The organism is Rhizobium johnstonii 3841 (assembly GCF_000009265.1).
GTDB lineage: Bacteria > Pseudomonadota > Alphaproteobacteria > Rhizobiales > Rhizobiaceae > Rhizobium > Rhizobium acaciae.
This window is the reverse complement of record NC_008383.1, coordinates 13890-33390: the sequence shown is the minus strand read 5'-3', so window position 1 is coordinate 33390 and position 19501 is coordinate 13890. Positions and strand designations below refer to the sequence as shown.

The 19501-nt window shown below is 58.6% G+C and carries 18 protein-coding genes and 1 pseudogene; 1 reads left to right on the top strand and 18 read right to left on the bottom strand.

Annotation, left to right across the window (positions count from 1 at the left end; genetic code table 11):
• Window position 1: 1 nt before the first annotated feature.
• The 15 genes and pseudogenes from RL_RS25320 to RL_RS25250 form a co-directional block, all read right to left on the bottom strand.
• Window positions 2–1825, bottom strand: coding sequence for a methyl-accepting chemotaxis protein (locus RL_RS25320; protein WP_011654661.1), 1824 nt, complete (start codon window positions 1823–1825; stop codon window positions 2–4).
• A 78-nt stretch (window positions 1826–1903) separates the two neighbouring features.
• Window positions 1904–2635, bottom strand: a complete 732-nt coding sequence (locus tag RL_RS25315) for an ABC transporter ATP-binding protein (RefSeq protein ID WP_032984735.1) — start codon at window positions 2633–2635, stop codon at window positions 1904–1906.
• Window positions 2625–3356, bottom strand: a complete 732-nt coding sequence (locus RL_RS25310) for an ABC transporter ATP-binding protein (RefSeq protein WP_011654659.1) — start codon at window positions 3354–3356, stop codon at window positions 2625–2627. The genes RL_RS25315 and RL_RS25310 overlap by 11 nt, the downstream gene beginning before the upstream one ends.
• A complete protein-coding gene (locus tag RL_RS25305) occupies window positions 3349–4413 on the bottom strand; it encodes a branched-chain amino acid ABC transporter permease (RefSeq protein WP_244432393.1) in 1065 nt (354 codons plus the stop codon). The genes RL_RS25310 and RL_RS25305 overlap by 8 nt, the downstream gene beginning before the upstream one ends.
• Entirely contained in the window at window positions 4338–5210 is an 873-nt protein-coding gene (locus RL_RS25300) for a branched-chain amino acid ABC transporter permease (RefSeq protein ID WP_018517376.1), read from the bottom strand. Before RL_RS25300 ends, RL_RS25305 begins: the two co-directional genes overlap by 76 nt.
• A 27-nt stretch (window positions 5211–5237) precedes the next feature.
• Window positions 5238–6497, bottom strand: a complete 1260-nt coding sequence (locus RL_RS25295; protein WP_011654656.1) for an amino acid ABC transporter substrate-binding protein — start codon at window positions 6495–6497, stop codon at window positions 5238–5240.
• Between the two features lie 18 nt (window positions 6498–6515).
• A complete protein-coding gene (locus RL_RS25290; RefSeq protein ID WP_011654655.1) occupies window positions 6516–8894 on the bottom strand; it encodes a xanthine dehydrogenase family protein molybdopterin-binding subunit in 2379 nt (792 codons plus the stop codon).
• Complete coding sequence (locus tag RL_RS25285; RefSeq protein WP_011654654.1) at window positions 8887–9369, bottom strand: (2Fe-2S)-binding protein; 483 nt, start codon at window positions 9367–9369, stop codon at window positions 8887–8889. Before RL_RS25285 ends, RL_RS25290 begins: the two co-directional genes overlap by 8 nt.
• A gap of 23 nt (window positions 9370–9392) precedes the next feature.
• Window positions 9393–10259 (bottom strand): FAD binding domain-containing protein, encoded by an 867-nt coding sequence (locus tag RL_RS25280; protein ID WP_011654653.1) that lies wholly within the window; start codon window positions 10257–10259, stop codon window positions 9393–9395.
• Window positions 10260–10274: 15 nt separating this feature from the next.
• A complete protein-coding gene (locus RL_RS25275; RefSeq protein WP_011654652.1) occupies window positions 10275–11207 on the bottom strand; it encodes an alpha/beta hydrolase in 933 nt (310 codons plus the stop codon).
• A gap of 54 nt (window positions 11208–11261) precedes the next feature.
• On the bottom strand, window positions 11262–11735 hold the full coding sequence (locus RL_RS25270; protein ID WP_026242413.1) for an SRPBCC family protein: 474 nt from the start codon (window positions 11733–11735) through the stop codon (window positions 11262–11264).
• 259 nt (window positions 11736–11994) lie between these two features.
• Window positions 11995–12303: a hypothetical protein gene (locus tag RL_RS25265; protein ID WP_011654650.1), complete on the bottom strand. Its 309-nt coding sequence runs from the start codon at window positions 12301–12303 to the stop codon at window positions 11995–11997.
• Between the two features lie 382 nt (window positions 12304–12685).
• The gene (locus RL_RS25260; protein WP_011654649.1) at window positions 12686–13060 is read right to left on the bottom strand and encodes a COG4315 family predicted lipoprotein; all 375 of its coding nucleotides are present in this window, start codon (window positions 13058–13060) and stop codon (window positions 12686–12688) included.
• A 26-nt stretch (window positions 13061–13086) separates the two neighbouring features.
• Window positions 13087–13716, bottom strand: coding sequence for a YbhB/YbcL family Raf kinase inhibitor-like protein (locus tag RL_RS25255; RefSeq protein WP_011654648.1), 630 nt, complete (start codon window positions 13714–13716; stop codon window positions 13087–13089).
• A 51-nt stretch (window positions 13717–13767) separates the two neighbouring features.
• Window positions 13768–14079, bottom strand: a pseudogene (locus tag RL_RS25250) (putative quinol monooxygenase).
• Between the two features lie 107 nt (window positions 14080–14186).
• Here RL_RS25250 and RL_RS25245 point away from each other — a divergent pair.
• A complete protein-coding gene (locus tag RL_RS25245; RefSeq protein WP_011654647.1) occupies window positions 14187–15155 on the top strand; it encodes a GlxA family transcriptional regulator in 969 nt (322 codons plus the stop codon).
• 164 nt (window positions 15156–15319) lie between these two features.
• Here the strand turns inward: RL_RS25245 and RL_RS39350 are convergent, their stop codons facing one another.
• From RL_RS39350 to RL_RS25230, 3 genes are all read right to left on the bottom strand, one after another.
• Window positions 15320–15661 (bottom strand): hypothetical protein, encoded by a 342-nt coding sequence (locus tag RL_RS39350; protein WP_244432392.1) that lies wholly within the window; start codon window positions 15659–15661, stop codon window positions 15320–15322.
• Window positions 15662–16055: 394 nt separating this feature from the next.
• Window positions 16056–18314 carry a S8 family peptidase gene (locus tag RL_RS25235; RefSeq protein WP_041936682.1) on the bottom strand — a complete coding sequence of 753 codons (2259 nt, stop codon included), beginning with the start codon at window positions 18312–18314 and terminating at the stop codon, window positions 16056–16058.
• Between the two features lies 1 nt (window position 18315).
• Entirely contained in the window at window positions 18316–19440 is a 1125-nt protein-coding gene (locus RL_RS25230; RefSeq protein WP_011654644.1) for an AAA family ATPase, read from the bottom strand.
• Window positions 19441–19501: the final 61 nt, after the last annotated feature.

Here is a 19501-nt window from a genome sequence, read left to right as displayed (position 1 = left end):
ATTAGCCGGCGACCGCCATCTTGGGCGTAACGTGAGATGTCGCGCCGCCACCAACGTTGAACTGGGCCAGCAACCGGAGCAGTGCAGCGGCTTCGGCCGCAAGACTGTGGGCGGCTGCAGCGGATTCCTCGACCATCGCCGCATTTTGCTGGGTGCCGCGGTCAACGACGTTGATTGCCTGGTTGATCTCGGCGATTCCGAGAGACTGCTCCTTGGCAGCTTCAACGATCCCCTCGACATTGTCGCTCACCTGCTTGACCTGCGACACGATGGTACTGAGCGCACTGCCTGTTTCACCAACCAAAGCCACTCCGGTCTGGACGTGGACGTTCGAAACTGCAATCAGCTGATTGATCTGTTGCGCGGCCTTGGCAGAGCGCTGCGCAAGTTCACGCACCTCCTGGGCAACGACCGCAAAGCCTTTCCCGGCATCACCCGCCCGCGCTGCCTCGACGCCGGCGTTGAGAGCCAGCAAATTGGTCTGAAAAGCGATCTCATCGATGACGCCGATAATGCCGGAAATTTCTGCTGAAGAGGCTTCGATTTTGCTCATTGCCTCGATGGCACGGCCAACGACCGTGCCGGAAACCTCGGCGTTCTCCCGTGTCCGGCGCACAAGACGTCCTGCCTCTTCAGCGCGCCGGCTCGCCTGTGCCACCGTCGTCGTGATTTCCTCCAAGGCCGCAGCCGTCTCCTCGACGGAGGCTGCTTGCTGTTCCGTGCGCTTCGACAGTTCGTCCGATGCACTGCGGATCTGCTCCGAGCCCGCCGTGATGGCACCGGCATTGCGTGCGACCGCCTGCATCGCCTGAAGGAGCCTGCTTATGGCAGAGTTGAAATTGGCGCGCAGGACATCATAACGGCTTCCGAGATCCGAGCAGCGCACCGTCAGATCGCCTTCAGAAAGTGCCGCGAGTGCTTGGCTCAGTTGTTTGACGACATGTGCCTGTCCCGCGGCTTCCTCTTCTTGGATCCGGGAGGCCTCGGAACGCTCCTGTTCGATCAATCTCTGCTGGTCTGCTTCACGCTGTTCCATGGTCAGACGATCCCGAACTTTGTCCTGCAGGATCTTTGTGGCCCTTGCCATCATGCCGATTTCATTCGTCAGGTTCGTGTGCGGAATCGCAATCGAGACGTCGTCGTTTGAGACCGCTGATAAAGATGAATGTATGCGAGTGAGCGGTCGCGTAATGCCACGCACCACCGCAAGTGCTCCGATCAAGCTGATAACAAGGACGGCAGCCACGATCCCTAACGCCTGAACGTAAACCTGATTAATCTTTTCGTCGATGTCATCCAGATAGGCGCCCGTGCCGAGCACCAACTGCCAGGGGTCAAACGCTTTTGAGTACGAAACTTTTACGGACGTCGCATCATCGCCCGCGCCGGGCTTCGGCCATAAATATTCGCTGAAACCACCGCCGGCTCTGCCGGCATCGATGATGTTCTTGATGAGTGGCGTTCCGTTCTTGTCTGTCAGGGCCATGAAATTCTTGCCGACCCCGGCATTGCCGGGGTTGATGACGCGCACGCCCGAATAGTCGTATCCGAAAATGACCCCATTGGGCTCATAGTGGATCTGCGAAACAAGCGCCGTTGCCTGCGCGATCGCCTCTTCGCGGCTGATCTTCCCGGCAGTTTCGTCACTATGAAGCGTCGTCACGATCGAATAGGCGATGTCGACCTGCGTCTTCAGCGCGTCCTTGCGCTCGCTGTAGATTGTTTCCGTCGCCGCCTCGATCAGGAATACGGCAGCCAAGGCGAAGACGATGACAAGACCCGTCGTCAGCAGGATCAGTTTGCTGGAAATGCGGAAATTTGACATAGAAACCTCTGCGGAGGAAGGAGCTGATCCAGTTGACGGGTTTTTGAAATGACTCAGGAGTTAAGACCGCTTTTAGCCTCAACCTCCCAGATAGAGTTGGCTGATAAGCTCGCTGTCGCGAAGCTCAGCTGCGGTCTCTGCGGAAAAGGCGACCTCACCGTGCACGAGAACATAGCCCCGGTCAGCAATCCGCATCGCTTCCTGAAAATTCTGTTCGGCCATGACAACCGTTAGCCCGAACTGCTCCTTCAATTCACCGATCTTCGCGATCGCCTGGGACACCATGATCGGCGCCAGACCGACGGAAGGCTCGTCCACGAGGAGGATGCGGGGCGAAGACATGATCGCCCGGCCAAGCGCCAGCATCTGCTGCTGTCCGCCCGACATTGATCCCGACAGTTGCCGTCGTCTTTCCTTCAGGATTGGGAAGGCGCCGTAGCAAAATTCGAGATTGGCGGCGATCTTGCTTCTCGCCGCCTTGCGATAGGCGCCGAGGAGCAAATTCTCCTCGACGGTCAGCTGCGGAAATAGCCGCCGCCCTTCCGGAACGATGCTGATGCCATATTCGACGATTTGATCGGTGCCGAGATGGGTCAGGTCGATCGCCTGACCGTCAAGCTCGAGCGTGATCGAGCCTTGCGTTGGACGCACGTCGCCGATCAGGCATTTCATCAATGTGCTCTTGCCATTCCCGTTGGTACCGAGGAGGACAACGGTCTCGCCTTCCCGAGCCTCGATTGACAGACCATGTAGGACCTGCACCGTGCCGTATCCGGCATGCAGGTCGCGCACCACTATCTTAACTGCCAAGATATGCCCTCCGCACTTCTGGATTGGCCATGACATCGGCGGGTGCGCCATCGCATATGATCCGTCCCGCAGTCAGGCAAACGATGCGTTGCGAGAACCGCATGACCGCTTGCAGAATGTGCTCCACCATGACGATGGTGATGCCGGAAGAATTGAGGTCCATTAGAATATCGAGGATCTCGTGGACCTCCTTAGTGGCAAGGCCGGCCATGGCCTCGTCGCAGATCAGCAATTTGGGACGAGCGGCAACAGCCCGCGCCAGCTCAAGTTTGCGCAGCTCCACCTGCGACAACTGTCCTGCTGGCGCGCTCATGCGATCGGCGAGCCGCACACGGCGTAGCAAATCGCTCGCTTCGGAATGAGCCGCGTTTTGGTTTTTTGCATCGACCAGACGGTGAACGATGTACTCGAGTGGCACCATCAGGTTCTCGATGACCGTCATCGAGTGGAACGGCTTCGGGATCTGAAAAGTCCGCGCCAGACCTGCCTTGGCTCGGCGATAGGTCGCAAGCTTCGAAATGTCTGCGCCATCAAATGCGATTGCTCCCGCTTCGATCGGCAATACCCCGGAAATGCAGTTGATAAGGGTTGTTTTGCCCGAGCCGTTCGGGCCGATCAGGCCGAGGCGTTCGCCCTTGGCAATGTCGAGATTGACGTCGGTAAGGGCCGTGAAGCCGCCGAACCGTTTCGTGACATTGTCCACCTTCAAAAGGCTAGTCATGCGCTTTTGCTCCTTCGACGAGGCGGATTGACTTGGCGCCTGGTTGCAGGCTTTTGCGGGCGAGTTTTGCCAATCCGACCAGCCCCTCGGGCGCCATGATCACGAAGATGACCATCAGCAGTCCAACGACCAGCAGGTGAAGCTCCGGGCTTGCTGAGGCAGCGAGTTGCTGGCTGCTGGCGATCAGGATTGCGCCGAGCACGGGTCCCCACCAGCGCGACATTCCGCCGACCACAGCCATCGAAAGGGCCATGACCGAGTAATTCAGGCTGAAGGTCGAACTCGGCTCGACAAAGCTCGTATATAGCGGGAACGGAGCCCCGGCTGCAGCCATGAGGGCACCCGATATCGCGCAGGCGATCAGCCTGAGCCGCAATGTCGGAACGCCCGAGCATTCAGCTGCCGCCTCCGCATCGCGCACGGCATGCAGGCCTCTGCCGAGCCAGGACCGCTCGATGTAGCGAGCAACGATGATTGCAATAACCGTCAGCACCGTCATCACGAACAGCAACAGCCGTGTATAGGTATCAAATCCAAGGGGCACCTCCGGGCGGATGATCTGCATACCGGTTGCGCCGCCGACGAAGCGCCAGTTGAGAATAAAGGTTTCGATCACGATCGCAGCTGCAATCGTCGCGATCGAAAAGAAGATGCCCTTGAGGCGCAACGTCAGTAACCCGGCTCCGATGCCAAGCAGCGCGCCAACGATGGCGGCGCCCGCGATCTGAATCGGAAGTGGTGCACCAAAGGCCTTCATCAGCACCAGAGCCGTGTAGGCGCCAAGTCCGAAAAAGGCGCCCGTGCCAAAATTGACATAGCCTGCGTAACCGCCAAGAATGTTCCAGGCCGTAGCGAGCACAACGTACTGAAGAATGACGTACCCGACATAGAGGTAATATTCATTGAGCCCGAGCTTCGGCAATATGAAGGCCAGGACCGGGAGCGCCAGTGCGAGTAACCAGAATGGGATCGAGTTGTTTCTCATCGTCCAAAAAGCCCCTGTGGCCGCAAGCCCAATACGAGCAGGAGAAGTCCGAAGGCGACCGCGGGCGCCCATGAGGCTCCGAACGCTGTTAGTACGAGCGACTCCATCACCCCCAGCAAAATGCCCGCGATCAATGTCCCGTTCATGCTTCCCAGGCCTGCCAGGACCACGACGCAGAAAGTTCTGCCGATATAGACCCTGTCGAGACTGGGCTCGACAGGGCTAACGATGATCAGGAGCGCCCCGCCGACCGCTGTAGCGGCAGTGGCAAGGCCGAAAGCCCACTGTTTGGTCAGAACCGGGTTCGCCCCAATCACCTTTAACGCCCAGGGGTCTTGAGCAACCGCACGGATCGCGCGGCCGCGGAAGGTTCTGGACAGGTAAAGGTTTAGGCTAAGAACCAGTCCGACAGCCACCACAAGCGCGACAATCAGGCGCCAGGGTATTCGCATTTCCCCAAGCGCGAGACTGCTGCCGATATAGGGTGCGCTGACACTTTGCTGGTCGAGACCGAAGACGAGTGAAAGCACGACCTGAACAATGAAGGCAATGCCGAAGAAGAAGGCGATGCCCCGTACCCCGGCATCGGTGCCCCGTTTCTCGAACGCCTCATAGTAGAAGCGGTAGACAGCGGCGCCCAGGAAGAAGAACGGGATCAGGATAAGGGCTCCGGCCAGAAGCGGATCTATCCCGAAAGATCCGAGCAGGAAGGTCATGTAAGCTGCCAGCACAAGGAAGGAAGCGTGGGCGATATGGGGCACGTCAAGCAGCCCGAATGCAATTGAAAGCCCGATGCTGACGGCTGCATAAAAGCAGCCGACAAGAACACCGAAGACAAGCCCTTCAATCAAAAGATCGATCGAAACCATGGTCAATTCCCCCTCGGCAGCGCAGGTTTACCTGCCCTGCGCCCCGCTTAAGGGCGAAACCAGATCCCCGGTTTTATATTTGTCGGGGTAGACGATGACCTGCTTGCCCTCTTGGCGAAATTGCTCGGCATCGCCGTCCTTGACGTCGCGGAACTGGACCATCACGACCCGGGGCTGCGACCATTCTCCGTCAGTGCCCCAACGGATTGGGCCGACGATCGTCTGGACCTCATTGGTGCGCAGATATTTTGCGAGTTCGGCATTATCCAGGCTTCCGGTTGCCTTGACGGCCTGTTCCAGGATCTGTCCCGACGCATAGGAGAATGGAGCGACATAGTAGCCGAGGGTTTCGACTTTGGCTGCCTTGGCCTTTTCAGCATACCGGTCCAGGAATTCCTTCACGCCAGGAAACGCCATGGTCTTTTCGGGGACATAGGTGTGATAGTTGACGACCCCGTTCAGCTGGGACCCCAGAGCCTGCATCACCGAGGCATATTGAAGTCCGACCATCCCGCCACCAAACAGCTTGACGGAAGATCCAACGCCGATCTCATTGACAGCGCGAATGATCGCCGTTGAGTCTGCGGGATAGGAAGCAACGAACACCATGTCGGGAGAGGCCGCGCGAATGGCGCGGATCATCGCCGAGAAGTCCACGGTCGTGGGCGGATAGGTTTGCTCATAGACCGTCTCGAAACCGGCTTTGCCCGCGAGCGCCTTGGCGCCTGCGAGGATGTTCTGGGAAAACTCCTGGTCTGCCGCCAGGAACGCCACTTTCTTGACGCCGACCGTTTCGCCGAGCTTGAAGAAGCCGCCGACCCAGCTTTCCGCGTCGTTCCAAGGTGAATTGTTGAACCACATGTCGTGGTGGACCTTGGAATTGATCTGATACCCGATCTGCCCGATCAGAAGCCGGCCGCGTTCCTTGACCAGCGGCATAACTGCAGCCGCCGGCACGGTCCCGTAGGGCGCAATCAGAAGGTCGGCGTTGTCGAGGTCGATCAGCTTGGAAAAAATACCGGGGCTCTGTGCTGGGCTTCCCTGGTCATCATAGGTGACTAGCTCCACCTTTCGGCCAAGAAGCCCGCCGCGCGAATTGACGTCCTCCACCCACATCTGCAATGCAAGCTGCGATTGCCGGCCGCCTCCAGCAAGCGGCCCGGACAAGGCCATGCTCGAGCCGATCTTGATCGGCTGATCCTCGGACCAGGCAGGCTGCGTCAAGGCCAGGGCTCCCATAGTAAGAGCCATGACGCGGAGCAATTCGCGTTTCGTAAAATCTGACATGGTTTCCTCCCTGAAGTGTCAGTCTCTATCTGCAGAAGTCAGGCGATCGAGCCCCTCGAGGACGCGCTCCGGCGTCATCGGCATGTGTCGGAGACGAAGGCCGACGGCGTCGAAGATCGCGTTCGCGATGGCGGGCGCCGTCGGCGACGTCGTTGCTTCCGAGAAGCCCTTTGCCTTGTAAGGTCCGTCGAACTGGGGGATCTCCACGATGTGGGTCGAAACGTGATCGTTCGACGGCGCATCTTTTGCCGTCAGAAAGCGATAGGACGAGAAGTCGCCGTTGGCGACACTTCCCTCGCTGATCTGCAGCTCCTCCGAGATCGCCTGGCCTAGCCCCATTGAGATTGCGGCATGCATCTGACCTTCGCACGACATCGGGTTGATCGCCTTGCCGAGATCGTTTGCGATCGCGATCTTCTCCAGCTTGACCTGGCCAGTTTCGATATTGACCGCCACCTCCACGGCCTGGGCCGCGCGGGTGCAGAAGGAGAAGATCTTGCGCATACCGTCGTTGGCGGCATGCCCGGTCTCCGGGTCGATCTTGCTGGAGGGCACTGTGAAGGTCGCCTTGCCCAGCAACTCGCCGCCAGTCGGCAGGAAGGAACCGGTAAAGAACACCGTGCGGAAGAGGTCCTTGACCCGCATGGAGCGACCCGGGTTCTCCTTCACGAAGACGACCATATCGGCGAGATCGAGCTCTTCTGGGGTTGCCTGCATCATTTGGGCCGCCATCGTCAGGATCTGGTTCTTCACATCCTCGCAAGCCATCAGGACGGCGTTGCCGGCCGCGAATGTAAGGCGGCTCGACCCCGTCAGCTGGTCGTAAGGAGTGACCCAAGTGTCGACTTCGGCCGTCCTGACCCGCTCAGGCCCGACCTTGAAGAACTCCGCGGTGATCTGGATAAGCGTTGTCGAGCTGCCCTGGCCGATATTACCGGCGCTGTGGCGGATTTCGACTGTTTCGTCGTTATGGATCTTAACGATGGCAGAGGATGCCGACGGGGCAACGCTGTCCTTGTTGGCAAAGGCGATGCCCCTGCCGCGGCGCCAGGGTCCGTCTTCCCGTTGCAAGGGGCCGTGACGCTCCAGACCAGCCTTTATCTCGTCAAGCAGCTCGGCGCCCGCGACCGAATGCTGGATTTCGCCGGCTGCGTTGATCTCATTTTCCTTGAGGACATTCTTGCGGCGAATCTCGTAAGGATCCATTCCGATTGCGTGCGCGAGCTCATCGATGTGAGACTCCAGTCCGAAGTGGATCTGGGTGTTGCCGAAACCGCGATAGGCGACGCCCGGAGGGTTGTTGGTATAGACAACGTAGTTGTCGAGCTTGAAATGAGGGAAGCGGTAAGAGCCAAGTGGACCGTAACTCGCCTGGCGGGTGACGAGGAAGCCGTGCTGAGCGTAGGCGCCGCCATTGACGAGCACGAACATCTCGCACGCCGTGATAACGCCATCTTTGCGCACACCCGATTTGATACGCATCTCGAAAGGATGCTGCACCCCTGCCCAGCAGAGTGATTCCTCCCGGGTGTAGATGATCTTGATGTGTCTGTGGCCGGCGGCGCGGGAAAGCACGGCGCATAAGCCTTCTGCCTTCATTTCGATCTTTCCGCCAAAACCGCCCCCGACATATTTCGGGATGATGACCCGGACGCGCGAATGCGGGATGTCCAGCGCCTCGCTGATCTGGTTCAGCAGCGGATAGGCGGCCTGAGCGGACGACCAGGCCGTTACCTTGCCGTCGGCGTCCCACAGCGAGATCGAATTGTGCCGCTCCATGGTGGCGTGCGCCATCATGGCGTTGGAATAGGTCTTCTCCAGGACGACATCCGCTTCCGCAAAGCCTTGCGACACCTCGCCGGTGCGGATCCTGTAGTAACCGAACGCGTTGGGGTGCTTCGGATCGTATTGCGCGGGTCCGATAGGCACGCGGCGGTAGTTGGCCTGGTCTTCGTGGATGATCACCTTGGGATCGGCTTCGAAGGCTTCCCACGGGTCGAAGATTGCCGGCAGGTCCTCATAGTCGATCTCGATCAGATCACAGGCTTGCTCGGCAATCGCCTCACTCTCGGCTGCGACCGCTGCCACCGGCTCGCCGATATAGCGGACCTTTCCACGGGCGAGCAGCGGCTCGTCATAGCAGCCAAACCCGAACAACGTCTGAGGGCAGTCCTTGTCGACGATGACGGCATGAACACCCGGCAAGGCTTGCGCGCGGCTGATATCGATGTTGATGATCTTGGCATGAGGGCGCGTACTGCGCTTGATCTTTGCCCAAAGCATCCGTGGAAATTCGAGGTCGATGGCGTATTTGCCAAGGCCGGTGACTTTTCCCGGACCTTCCTCGCGGATGACGTTCTTGCCGATGACGTTGAATTCTTGATCGGGATTATTCATGTGCGTGGCTCCGCATTTCGCTTGCAGCTGCCAAAACGGCATCGATGATCTTCACGTAGCCGGTGCAGCGGCAAAGATTGCCCCTGAGTGCATCGCGCACTTCGGCTTCCGTCGGGTCTGGATTGCTTTTCAAGAGTGCGTCGGCAGTGACGATCAAGCCTGGCGAACAGAAACCGCACTGGACAGCGCCGAGCTCCAGGAACTTCCGCTGGAGCGGATGAAGCGTATCACCATCGGCCATGCCTTCGATCGTCGTGATCGACTTGCCGTCCACCTGGACCGCTAGCGTCAAGCAGGATCTGACGAGGTCGCCGTTGACGTTGACGGTGCAGGAGCCGCAAACGCCCTCACCGCATCCTTCCTTGGTGCCTGTCAGGCCGACTTCCCATCTCAGGAGGTCGAGCAAGAGTGTGTTCGCTGGCACATCCAGCGAATGTGATGCCCCGTTGATCACAAGCGTGATGTTTTTGCGCATGATGTGGTTCCTCCTCCTAAAGCCTACGCCACGCGGCTTGCTGCCGCCCGCAAGGCGTCGCGCACATAAACTCCCACAAGCCTGCGTCGGTACTCTCCGGACGCGTAGACGTCAGTGTCTGGCGAACAGTCCTCCGCCGCGATGGCCGCCGCTTTAAGGATCGCCACATCGTCGAGCTTGCACCCGATGAGAGCCTCCTCCGCTCGCGAAATACGGACAGGCGTCTCATCGGCTCCGGCGAGTGCGATGGTTGCACTACTGCAGATGCCGTTCCTGGTTGAAACGATTGCTCCTGCCGCAACAAGCGGGGTTTCCATGGCAGCTCTTCCGGCATGCGCCAGATAGGCCATTCCCGGCTTGTCATTGCGTCTGCGTATGCGCACTTCGCGAACCAGCTCAGCGGCATCGAGGGAAGTTGACATATGACCCACGAAGAACTCGCTGATTGGAAGGATGCGTTCCCCCTCAAGGCTCACGACGACAAGTTCGGCGTCGAGGGCGAGCAAGGCCGCAGACGGGTCGCTCGCAGTATGTCCGACGCAGATATTGCCGACGATCGTCGCGGTGTTGCGGACCGCCGTCGTTGCGATCCTGGCAATGGCCTCGGCCAGCAACGGGAATTCCTTCCGGACGACGTCGTTGCGCAACACGTCGCTCTGTGTTGAGGTGGCGCCGATACGCAGCGTATCGGCGTCACCTTCGATGTAGCGCAGGCCGGGTATGGCCTTTACATCCACCAGAAGCTCGGGCGCCATGATGCGGAATTTCATGACACGCAGTATCGACTGCCCCCCGGCGAGCAATTTTGCCCCATCCGGATTGGATGCCAGTGCTGCGCAAGCCTCTTCGATACTTTTGGGTGCGAAGTAGTCAAAAACCGGTAGCGCCACGTTGGTTTGCCTCCCTTAAGCGATCTCTGCGATGCGCTCTTGCGGCGCATCCGCCTTGAGATAGCGATCATACCACTTGATCGATTCCGCGATCACCTTCTCGAACACGTCCGGATTGACGAATTGATAGACGTCGTAATGGTCGGCGTTCGGAATAGTGACGAGCTTCTTCGGCTCTTTGGCCTTTGAATGAAGTGCGTAGCACTCGTCGATCGGCACCAAGCCGTCGCATTCGGTGTGCATGAAGAGGATGGGACGGGGCGCAATGGCGTGCGCGAAATCCTCCGGTTTCCACCGCAGAGTCGCTTCGGCGTTTTCCAGAGGGTAGCCTTGCGTATAGGTTTCTGCCGCCTTCACCTTCTCCTGGATGACCTGCCGTGAGTGGGGGTCGCCAGGCATCAGCTCCGTGACGTCAACGCGGCGGGATTCTCCCGTCAGAACCCGCTGGCGGCGGTCTTCGGCCAGGACGTCCTGAAACTTCAGCCACTCCCAGTGCTTGCGAAGGCTTTTCAGCCAGCGCTCCCCGTTGCCAACGGGCACAACAGACACCACACAGCGGACGCGATCGTCGGTTGCGGTCGCGACCACGACATTGCCCCCGCCGAACGACGTGCCGTAGAGAGCGATGCGGTCGGTATCCACTGAGGGCAAAGTGGAGACGAAGGTGATCGCGTTGCGAATATCCTCCACCTGCTCGGGCGGTATCAGACGCGCACGCACACCCTCGCTCTTGCCGAAGCCGCGATGGTCGAATGCGAATGCCACGTAACCGTGCACAGCCAAGCGCTCAGGAACGGGGAGAAGATATACGTCCTTCATGCCGGTGTAGCCATGGCAGCACACGACGGTGGGGCGTTTTTCTCCCGGCTTGAGATCGTCCGGCTCATAGAGCAAGCCCTTGAGCTTCAAGCCTTCACTAAAGAACGTTAATTCCGTAACCTTAGGCATACTTCTACCTTTCAATTCGTCGATTGAATGAGGGGTCGGTGAAACCGGGAATTTCTATTTCGCTTCAGCCGTGACGGTCTCATTTTGCAGACGCTTCACGAGTGTCTCGAAAAAGCGATCGGCAATTTTCTTGCTGGTGCTGGCGATCAAACGCTGTCCCAGCTGAGCGATCTTGCCGTTGACGTTGGCTTCGGCCTCGTAGGACAGAAGTGTTCCGCCTTCGCCGTCTGGTGCCAGCTTCAGAGCAGCACCTCCCTTGGCGAACCCGGCGATGCCGCCGTCACCTTCGCCTATGATCCGGTAGCCGTTCGGAGGATCCAAATCCTCCAAGCGAACTTTACCTCGGAAGCGCGTCTTCAAAGGACCAAGCTCGAGCCGGACCACAGCCGCGAATATACCGTCTGCACGAGCTTCCAGCTCCTCGCAGCCTGGGATACATTCGCGAAGGACGTCCGCATCATTGAGCGCGGCGTAAACCTCAGCCTGACTCGCTGGCAAAGAATAATTTCCAGATAGCAGAACCGCCATCATCAACCTCCCTGGATACGTTTGGCCGGCCTCTCTCTTAGATGCGCCGTACCTTACCAAACCGGCCGAAGTCGCTTCGCGCCCCGACCTGAATTGAAATAGAATTCGACAACCCGTCCGGCGCTCCGCGCCAGCTCCCGTCCATCAAGCCGCTAATGTCGCGGACCACAAATCTCATTCGGCGGCTTCACAAGATGGACAACCGCCTGGCCGATGGAAGCTCTTACAACGCGGCGGTCGGGGCACACGTGCTTTGCCTCTACGAAAAGGTGCGCGAGGCCGCCGCGTTATCGATGGCGACCGGCACTTCGTAGATCGAAAGGGTCGGTGGCGCGCCATAGCGTTGCGTCAGCGACTGGCGCCACTCTTCGGTGTATAGTGCTTCCGCATCAGCCCGCGTCGACCAAACGTAGAAGGCTCCGCCCTGACCGGCGCCGTCGAACAGATAGTGTTTGCTAAGAAGACCGGGCATTCCGGTAAAGCGAGGCGCCGACAGCTCGTACGCTTCCTTTATCTGCTCCATCGTCGTTCCAGCGGGAACGGGGAACAGCACCAAAGCTGCGATCAAGATTTCCTCCTCCTATATCTCCCAAAGGCGGCTCCATTCCGCCTGTCAAGGGACGAGCCCTTGAATGATTGTCACGGTAATCCAGGCTCTGATACCGGTCCAATATCATTTTGCTACGAGCCGATGCCGGATTACTATGGCTGTCCCAAATGCCTCACGCAGACCAGATTAGCGGCAAGATAGCGCGCGCCTTGCAATGAACGGGTGGCCGCTGAATGATCAGGTTAAGAGACCGTGCCGGGTAAGTCAGCGGCTCCATCTGGGCCAATAGCAGGTGGCGATGGCTTGCCAAGCTTACCGAGGGGCAGACGGATCGATCGTCTGAAAAGCACTTCATACAAAGGCGGCGCGGAAGCTACTGCTTCCGCGCCGCTGCTGGAAATCAAGGCTTCGCTGCGTCCCAAACGCCACCGACGCCGTCGCCGGTGACATCGCCTTGCTTGGCGTCCTTGACCCAATAATAGAGCGGCTTTCCGTCCTTTGCCCACTGCTTCGTGCCGTCTTTGCGGGTTACGATCGAGTAGGCGCCATTGGCCTTGGCGTTGCCGGCGGCAATAGCCGAGGGCCAGTTCTGGGCACACTCGTCGTAGCAATTCGAGGCTCCCGCTTCATCCTTCTTGAAGGTATAAAGCGTCAGGCCCTTTTCGCCGGAAAGGACCACGCCTTTTTCGGTCTTGACCGTCTTGAAGGGAGTGGCGGCGAAGACAACGCCGGTCATCGAGGCCAGCAGGATCGGTACGAGAATAAGTTTCTTCATAATAATCTCCAGATTTTAATGATGGATTAGTGGCCGTAGGCGGCAGTGAAGGACGCCTTGCCCAGCAATTTGTCGCCAAGGCCCTTGTTCAGGACGAAGCCATGAAGCGCTGCCGTGCCAGTTTTTGGAACGCCGGCTGCCGCGTCGATGTCATCAACCGCGAGTGCGAAAAGCGAGAATTCGTACCGGTGCGGCTTGTCGCCAGCCGGCGGGCACGGGCCGCCATAATTGCCGTTGCCGCCAGTTGCACCCGTGTCCTGGAAGTCGTTGACGCCGCCATAGGCGCCTGCCGGCAGGTTTGCCGGGGCATTGCCGGCACCCTGGGTCAGCTGCGTGACGTTGGCCGGGATGTTATTGACCGTCCAATGCCAGAAACCGCTGCCGGTGGGTGCATCCGGATCATAGACCTGCAGGACAAATGACTTGGTGCCAGCCGGGGCATTTTTCCATTGCAGGGCTGGTGAGATATTTCCGCCCTTGCAGCCAAAGCCGTTGAGGACGAATTTATCGTCGATTTTGCTGCCGGGCGCGATGTCAGGGCTGGAAAGCTCGAACTTGTCGGTCGAACCGGCAACGGCCGGCGCGGACGCAAGACCAGTCGCGCTGGCTAGGAGCGCGACAAGCAGCGAGAGCCGGGTAGATACATTCAGGGTCATGTGATTGCTTTCTAAATTGGTCGAGGTCATTGCCTGTCCTCGACGCGATTGTCAGTTCGCAGTCGTTTCGTTCTTCAGGCCCAACACTTGGATCAACTCGATGGCGGGTGCCGTAGCGAACAGATCCGGTGCCTTTGCCATCAGGGTTTGCGCGATCGGGCCGGACAGGTGGTCCTGCCGCGCCTTTTCGTCGTGGAACGCGTCAAAGATGCCGAACGTCGAGGGCGAGAGTCGCAAGGCAAACCAGATTGGGGTCGGGCCTTCGTCCCGTGCCATTTCGAGCGCTGCCTATAGGAAGTTTTCGACTTCTGCCTCTTTGCCGGGCTTGGCTTCGAGACGGGCAAACAGGGCATACTGGATCATGGCATTGAACTCCTTCACTGACGTCGAACATCCGACGAAGACCAAATTAGGTCCCGAGTTTCCTCAACGGTATTGCCGCAAATGACATTTTCGGTATCATAAGCGCCATGAAGATCGTCGTCCTTGCCCACAACAATGTGTTCGACACCGGCTTGGCAGCCGTGCTCGACACACTCGCCACTGCGAACGAACTGGCTGAGCTTGAGTCCTTGCGCATCCCACGGTTCGAATGCGTCATGGCCGGCGTCAGGGAGACCGTACAGACCTCGCTTGGCCTGAGCGTGCCGGTGCAACCCGCAGCCACAATCAGGCAGCCCGACTGGGTGATCGTTCCAGCGCTGGGGACCAAAATGCCTGGGCCGCTTCTAGAGCTACTGGATGGGCGCGAGTCCCACGATGCAGCTGACCAACTGCAAACCTGGCATGCCGACGGCGCGCGGATCGGTGCGGCGTGCATCGGGACGTTTCTGCTGGCTGAGTCGGGCCTCTTGGCTGGTCACGAGGCGACGACGGCCTGGTGGTTGGGGCCGCTATTTCGTCAACAATATCCTGATGTTCGCCTGGACGAGCGGCGAATGTTGGTGCCATCGGGCGATGTCGTCACCGCTGGCGCTGCGATGGGGCATCTGGAACTCGCCCTTTGGCTGGTGCGCCAAACCAGTCCTGCGCTTGCCGACATGGTCGCACGCTATCTGCTCGTGGATACGAGGCCCTCACAAGCCCCGTATATGATACCAATGCACCTGGCGAATGCCGATCCCTTGATCCAGCACTTCGAACGCTGGGCGCGCAATCGGTTGCACGAAGGGTTCTCTCTTGACGTGGCGGCGGACGCCCTCCATGTCAGCAAAAGAACGCTTCAACGCCGCATGGAGGCTGTCCTGGGGAAGTCGCCGCTATCGTATTTTCAGGACCTGCGCGTGGAGCGGGCCGTTCACCTCTTGCGTACAAGCCGCAAGGACATCGAGTCGATCGCCACGGAGATAGGCTATGCCGACGGGGTCACCCTACGCACGCTGCTGCGCCGGCGGCTTGGACGCGGGGTGCGTGAACTGCGGGCTGTTTACAACCCATGAACGAAAAGCATCGACGCTGCGGGTCCGGTCTCCCGACGTGTGTCCGCTCGCTTCGCGATTGTGGACTACCGTTGCCCATGTGCTGGTCTCCAACACCTTATGCCATAGAAACGCCCGTCGCAGAACCGCTGAAAATCATGCGGTTGCAGGCACGGCGCTCGTAGTCACGAGTGCCGCCATATCTTGATCGCGGAGATCACGAGGATCAAAGTGAGCCCTGGCAGCAGCACGGCGCTCGGGACAATGCCGGGGAGCTGTCCGCCGATAAACGCTCCAACGACCGATCCAGCCACCATGACAAGCAAGAATACCCGGTTGCTTCTGATGACGGCAAAGCTCTGGTCGCGGCTGTAGAGCGTGCCGCGCCAATAGTTGCGGTCATGAGGCGACAATGCAGCGAGCCTATTCCTGAAGATCGCGACTTCCTTGTGCTCGAAAGGATTCAAATCAATGCAAACGGTGTCGATGTCACAATGATCTGCAGCTGCTTTCGCGGCCGTGAGCATCGGCCACGCAGATTGTCCCCTCGCCGTCAAATCCCCAGCCTCGCACTTCCCGCATTCCAGCGTTATCGCTGGCGCCGTCCCAAGCAACCGTGACGTCTCCTCGGAGCTGCACTAGTCGCACGAACCCGTCACCCCAAAGTAGTATTTGCTTTTCTCTGAAGATGTCAAAGTCAAATCGATGTTTGCGGGATGCAATTGCGTTCGCTTCTGGAGACAGCTACTGGCTGTGGGTGTCGTTGTATGAATGCGCTTGACAGTATCTTCCTGGAAAGTGTGTGCCCTTGAAATTCAAACCCGTCGGAGACGGCAATCGCAAACTGATGAAGGCAATGAGACGCCCAAACTGAAGGACGTGGTGAGAAAATCTTACCAATTTAGAGACTTTAACCGCACCTTAAAGCTCATTCGAGACCTCGATGTCCTGATTCAAGACGGCGCTCTCGACGAAGTTTCCGAGCGCACGAGCAGTTGAGTCATAGATCGACTTTTCTCCGTCCGCGCTTGAAAGCGTAAGCACGAACGCAACTTCTTGCGCCCCCGCCTGGCTGTGATGCGTCCACCCAAATTGGTAGAGATCACGCATGAACACGCGGGCATAAAGCCGCAGGTGTGGACCGGAAAACCCAAGCCCGCTCCCCTTGGAAAAGTCCCTGCAGTGCCGTCTGATAGGCTGCCATTTGCGAAGCTCATCGCGAGCGTCGTTTTCCGGAAGCGTCGACTCTTTCATTGAGCCAAGTAGCGACGGCCACTTATCCGCTCCAGACTGATACGCCAGAGATGTCTCCAAGCGGGAAGCGAAGTAGTTAGCGCCGCCAAACGGCGACACGAGAGGCCGCAGAACAGCGGTCAAGCTGGCGCGTCCGAACAATTTTCCGTCACGCACCAGCTCGGGAGGGATGGGAATATCGTTCCAGTAGTATGCGGTTCCCGGCTCGAGTTGTGCCCGCCACGCAAGCGTGACACTGCCGGGCACGCAGGTCCAAGGAAGGTGCCCTTGATACGGGGTTCCCCAACCGAGGTTGGGATCGTGCTCACTTCGCTCGGCTGAATTGATGAGGAGAGCCTTAACCAGATCCGGCGTTGGTTCCCGTAAGCTATCGAAAGTGTGGGCTGCCAAAGACGACACCAACGGCGTTGCGTAACTGCTTCCCGTATCGACGACCCCACCCAGCATCCTGAGATTCGAAAACCACGATAGGTCCGGTTTCATCATCCCATCGGGGCCGGGACCGGGGAGACAGGCAGGGCAACGGTCGCCTGGCGTTCCATCCGGGAGTGCCTGACGGCCACCTACGACAATCGCGGCTTCGCAATCAGCTGGCGGATTGGGCCGGGAATTGTTGTCCGGGCTGACATTTCCAACGGAGATCACTGGAAGAAATCCAGCCGATCTCGCCAGAAGACTGATTTCATGGCCGAGAACGCTGACCTCGGAGGGATCCAAACCGGCGCCATCCTGATTGGCAGAGATGTTCCAGACGCGCGCTTCTGGGTAAAGACGCGCAACCTCCGCCAGATAGTCTACCAACTCCCGCTCATCGAAGCGCCGATTGGCGTTCCGATGGGGGACGGCCTGAACAGTTCCGATACGGCAGTTTAGTTCAGGCAGCGAGCGATTTTTGTTCCAGGCGTGCCCGTGGATAACGAGGGAGCTAACGCTATTTCCGTGCGGCTTGTCGGCTTGGGCGTTCGTGACGAAAGGTGTCGCCCTGAAAGCTTCAGCCGCAGTGTAGCTTCGCGCATGCAGACCGCCATCGACGACGGCAACGATTGGAGCGTTCTCATCGATTACTGGTGCAGGAGGCTCCGCTCCTTCGCCAGGTGCTGCCACTCTGATCGGCCGCACAGGATCAATGCGATAAGAAGCGCCTGACGCGATGAGCTGTCTCAACCCTTCTTTGTTCGGAATTCGAACTGTAGCGCGTCCGACGCCGGTGTTTCGATAATCTCGCATTGCCCGTGCAATGCTGGATTGTCGTGGTGTCGTGAGAGAACGCGGTTCTTCCGTTTCCTCAGATGTCCCGAGCGTGAGCCGCACGCTGGTAAATGTCGGCATGACCAGCCTCTCATTGGCAAAGCCCTGGATACGCTCGAGGACTTCGGCCTTGGCATCTCGATCGCGGAACGGCGCAAGCCAAACAACGAACAAACGTCCGTCATCATCTTCCGGTGCGGAATTCCAGAGTTCATTGACCGATCGACCGCGCAAACGACTTTTCGCATCAAATTGTCCGAGAGACGAAACACGGGATATGTCGGCTTGCACCGCATAGCCGATTGGATGTTCGATTGCGTGAAGGAGGCGAGGCAATTCTTTGACATCAGCCTCGATCAAATAGCCGCCAGGAAGAGGAGCAACGAGCCTGCATCCATGACGCTGCGAGAACAAGTCATCGGGGGTGTGCGTTGGAGCAAGGGAATCCTCACTGAACATCCGAACGACTAGGTGCGTTAAACCCGAGTATGTGGGCAACTCTGTCCGGTGTTCATAAATGTCGCGTGTTTCGCTCGCGAGCACGTCCTGCTGCCGGCCGAGCCGCTCCTTGACGATGCTGTCGATGCCTTTGCCACGCCCCGTCGGACTCCGCAGCGCCGGATCCATCTGAAGGCTCAGAACGGGATAGAGAAGGGGTTGGTCTCTCGGCTCCACCATACTACACCTCCCCTTCCTGTTGCTTCAGGTAAGCATAGATGGCTTGCCGTGAAACTCCGAGAATGCGGGCGGTATCCGCCCCCCCAATGGCGTACTTCTCCTTGAGGGCTATTGCTACCTGGCGTTTCTGCTCCGCATCCAATGGCTGCCGCTGCACAGGGACAGTACGGCCTGAACGCGGCTCCAGCAGAGCCGCAACGACGGCTCCAAAATCAATGTTACGCGACTCATGAACGGCATGACGCCGCGCCGACAGACTCATCGTTTCGATATCGGCCCCCGACAACCCTTCGGACACGACGCCGAATAGCTCGGCGCGACCCTCCTCATCTTTGTCCTCAAAAAGAAAATGGCGCCAAAGGTCAGCGCGAACGCTTTCATCCGGAAGACCGAGTTCAATTTTATAAGGAAACCGCCTCCATATTGCAGGATCAAGAAGATGCGCATGATTGGTTGCAGCAACCACGATCGAGCTCGGGTCCAGCCCGTCCAACGCTTGAATGACAGTATTGACGACGCGTTTGAGCTCGCCCAACTCGTGCCGATCGTCACGCAGCTTTGCGACTGCATCCATCTCATCGAGAAAAAGAACGGCGTTTCGCGCCGGCACGAAATCAAACACCGAACGGATATTTTTGGCGGTGTCCCCGAGCAAAGAGGAGATGACCGAGTCGAGCCGGACGACATATAGCGGACGAGACAACTGCGCAGCGATATGGCCGGCAAGGAGAGACTTGCCTGTTCCTGGCGGGCCAGAGAGCAGAAGCCCAAGACGTGACGCCAATCCTTTGGCGCTCAGGTCATCAATGCGCCGGGCATCCGCGATGAAATCGCTGAACACATGCCACCCGCCTTCGTTCAGAAAAATAGGCGTATCGGGCCAGGTCTGCTCCTCGACAAGCGGCAAGCGGGATTTCGAGTCCACGGGTAGCGATTCCACGTAGCCAGACGCCTTCAAAGGCACCCCCCTCTTCCGCACCAGGGCCTTCAGTTCCTTGGCAATGGAAGTCTCACCATTCTTGTCGAGATCTCGCGCGAGCGCATTCGCAGCTCTGCGTACGCGCGTGTAGTCAGCGGAAAGTGCCGCATCGGCCAACTCCAGCACATTTTTCATCTCAATGGTCATGATCACTCCATGTATAAAATTTCTATTCCAATTCGTAAACGATAATAGCCGTATTGACAAT

Bases quoted from the DNA above. Each gene is read 5' to 3' on its own strand.
- RL_RS25300 (WP_018517376.1), bottom strand. From the start codon at position 5,210: ATGGTTTCGATCGATCTTTTGATTGAAGGGCTTGTCTTCGGTGTTCTT.
- RL_RS25235 (WP_041936682.1), bottom strand. From the start codon at position 18,314: ATGGTGGAGCCGAGAGACCAACCCCTTCTCTATCCCGTTCTGAGCCTT.
- RL_RS25260 (WP_011654649.1), bottom strand. From the start codon at position 13,060: ATGAAGAAACTTATTCTCGTACCGATCCTGCTGGCCTCGATGACCGGC.
- RL_RS25230 (WP_011654644.1), bottom strand. From the start codon at position 19,440: ATGACCATTGAGATGAAAAATGTGCTGGAGTTGGCCGATGCGGCACTT.
- RL_RS25285 (WP_011654654.1), bottom strand. From the start codon at position 9,369: ATGCGCAAAAACATCACGCTTGTGATCAACGGGGCATCACATTCGCTG.
- RL_RS25255 (WP_011654648.1), bottom strand. From the start codon at position 13,716: ATGACCCTGAATGTATCTACCCGGCTCTCGCTGCTTGTCGCGCTCCTA.
- RL_RS25310 (WP_011654659.1), bottom strand. From the start codon at position 3,356: ATGACTAGCCTTTTGAAGGTGGACAATGTCACGAAACGGTTCGGCGGC.
- RL_RS25275 (WP_011654652.1), bottom strand. From the start codon at position 11,207: ATGCCTAAGGTTACGGAATTAACGTTCTTTAGTGAAGGCTTGAAGCTC.
- RL_RS25270 (WP_026242413.1), bottom strand. From the start codon at position 11,735: ATGGCGGTTCTGCTATCTGGAAATTATTCTTTGCCAGCGAGTCAGGCT.
- RL_RS39350 (WP_244432392.1), bottom strand. From the start codon at position 15,661: ATGCTCACGGCCGCGAAAGCAGCTGCAGATCATTGTGACATCGACACC.
- RL_RS25320 (WP_011654661.1), bottom strand. From the start codon at position 1,825: ATGTCAAATTTCCGCATTTCCAGCAAACTGATCCTGCTGACGACGGGT.
- RL_RS25245 (WP_011654647.1), top strand. From the start codon at position 14,187: ATGAAGATCGTCGTCCTTGCCCACAACAATGTGTTCGACACCGGCTTG.
- RL_RS25295 (WP_011654656.1), bottom strand. From the start codon at position 6,497: ATGTCAGATTTTACGAAACGCGAATTGCTCCGCGTCATGGCTCTTACT.
- RL_RS25305 (WP_244432393.1), bottom strand. From the start codon at position 4,413: ATGGGCGCCCGCGGTCGCCTTCGGACTTCTCCTGCTCGTATTGGGCTT.
- RL_RS25290 (WP_011654655.1), bottom strand. From the start codon at position 8,894: ATGAATAATCCCGATCAAGAATTCAACGTCATCGGCAAGAACGTCATC.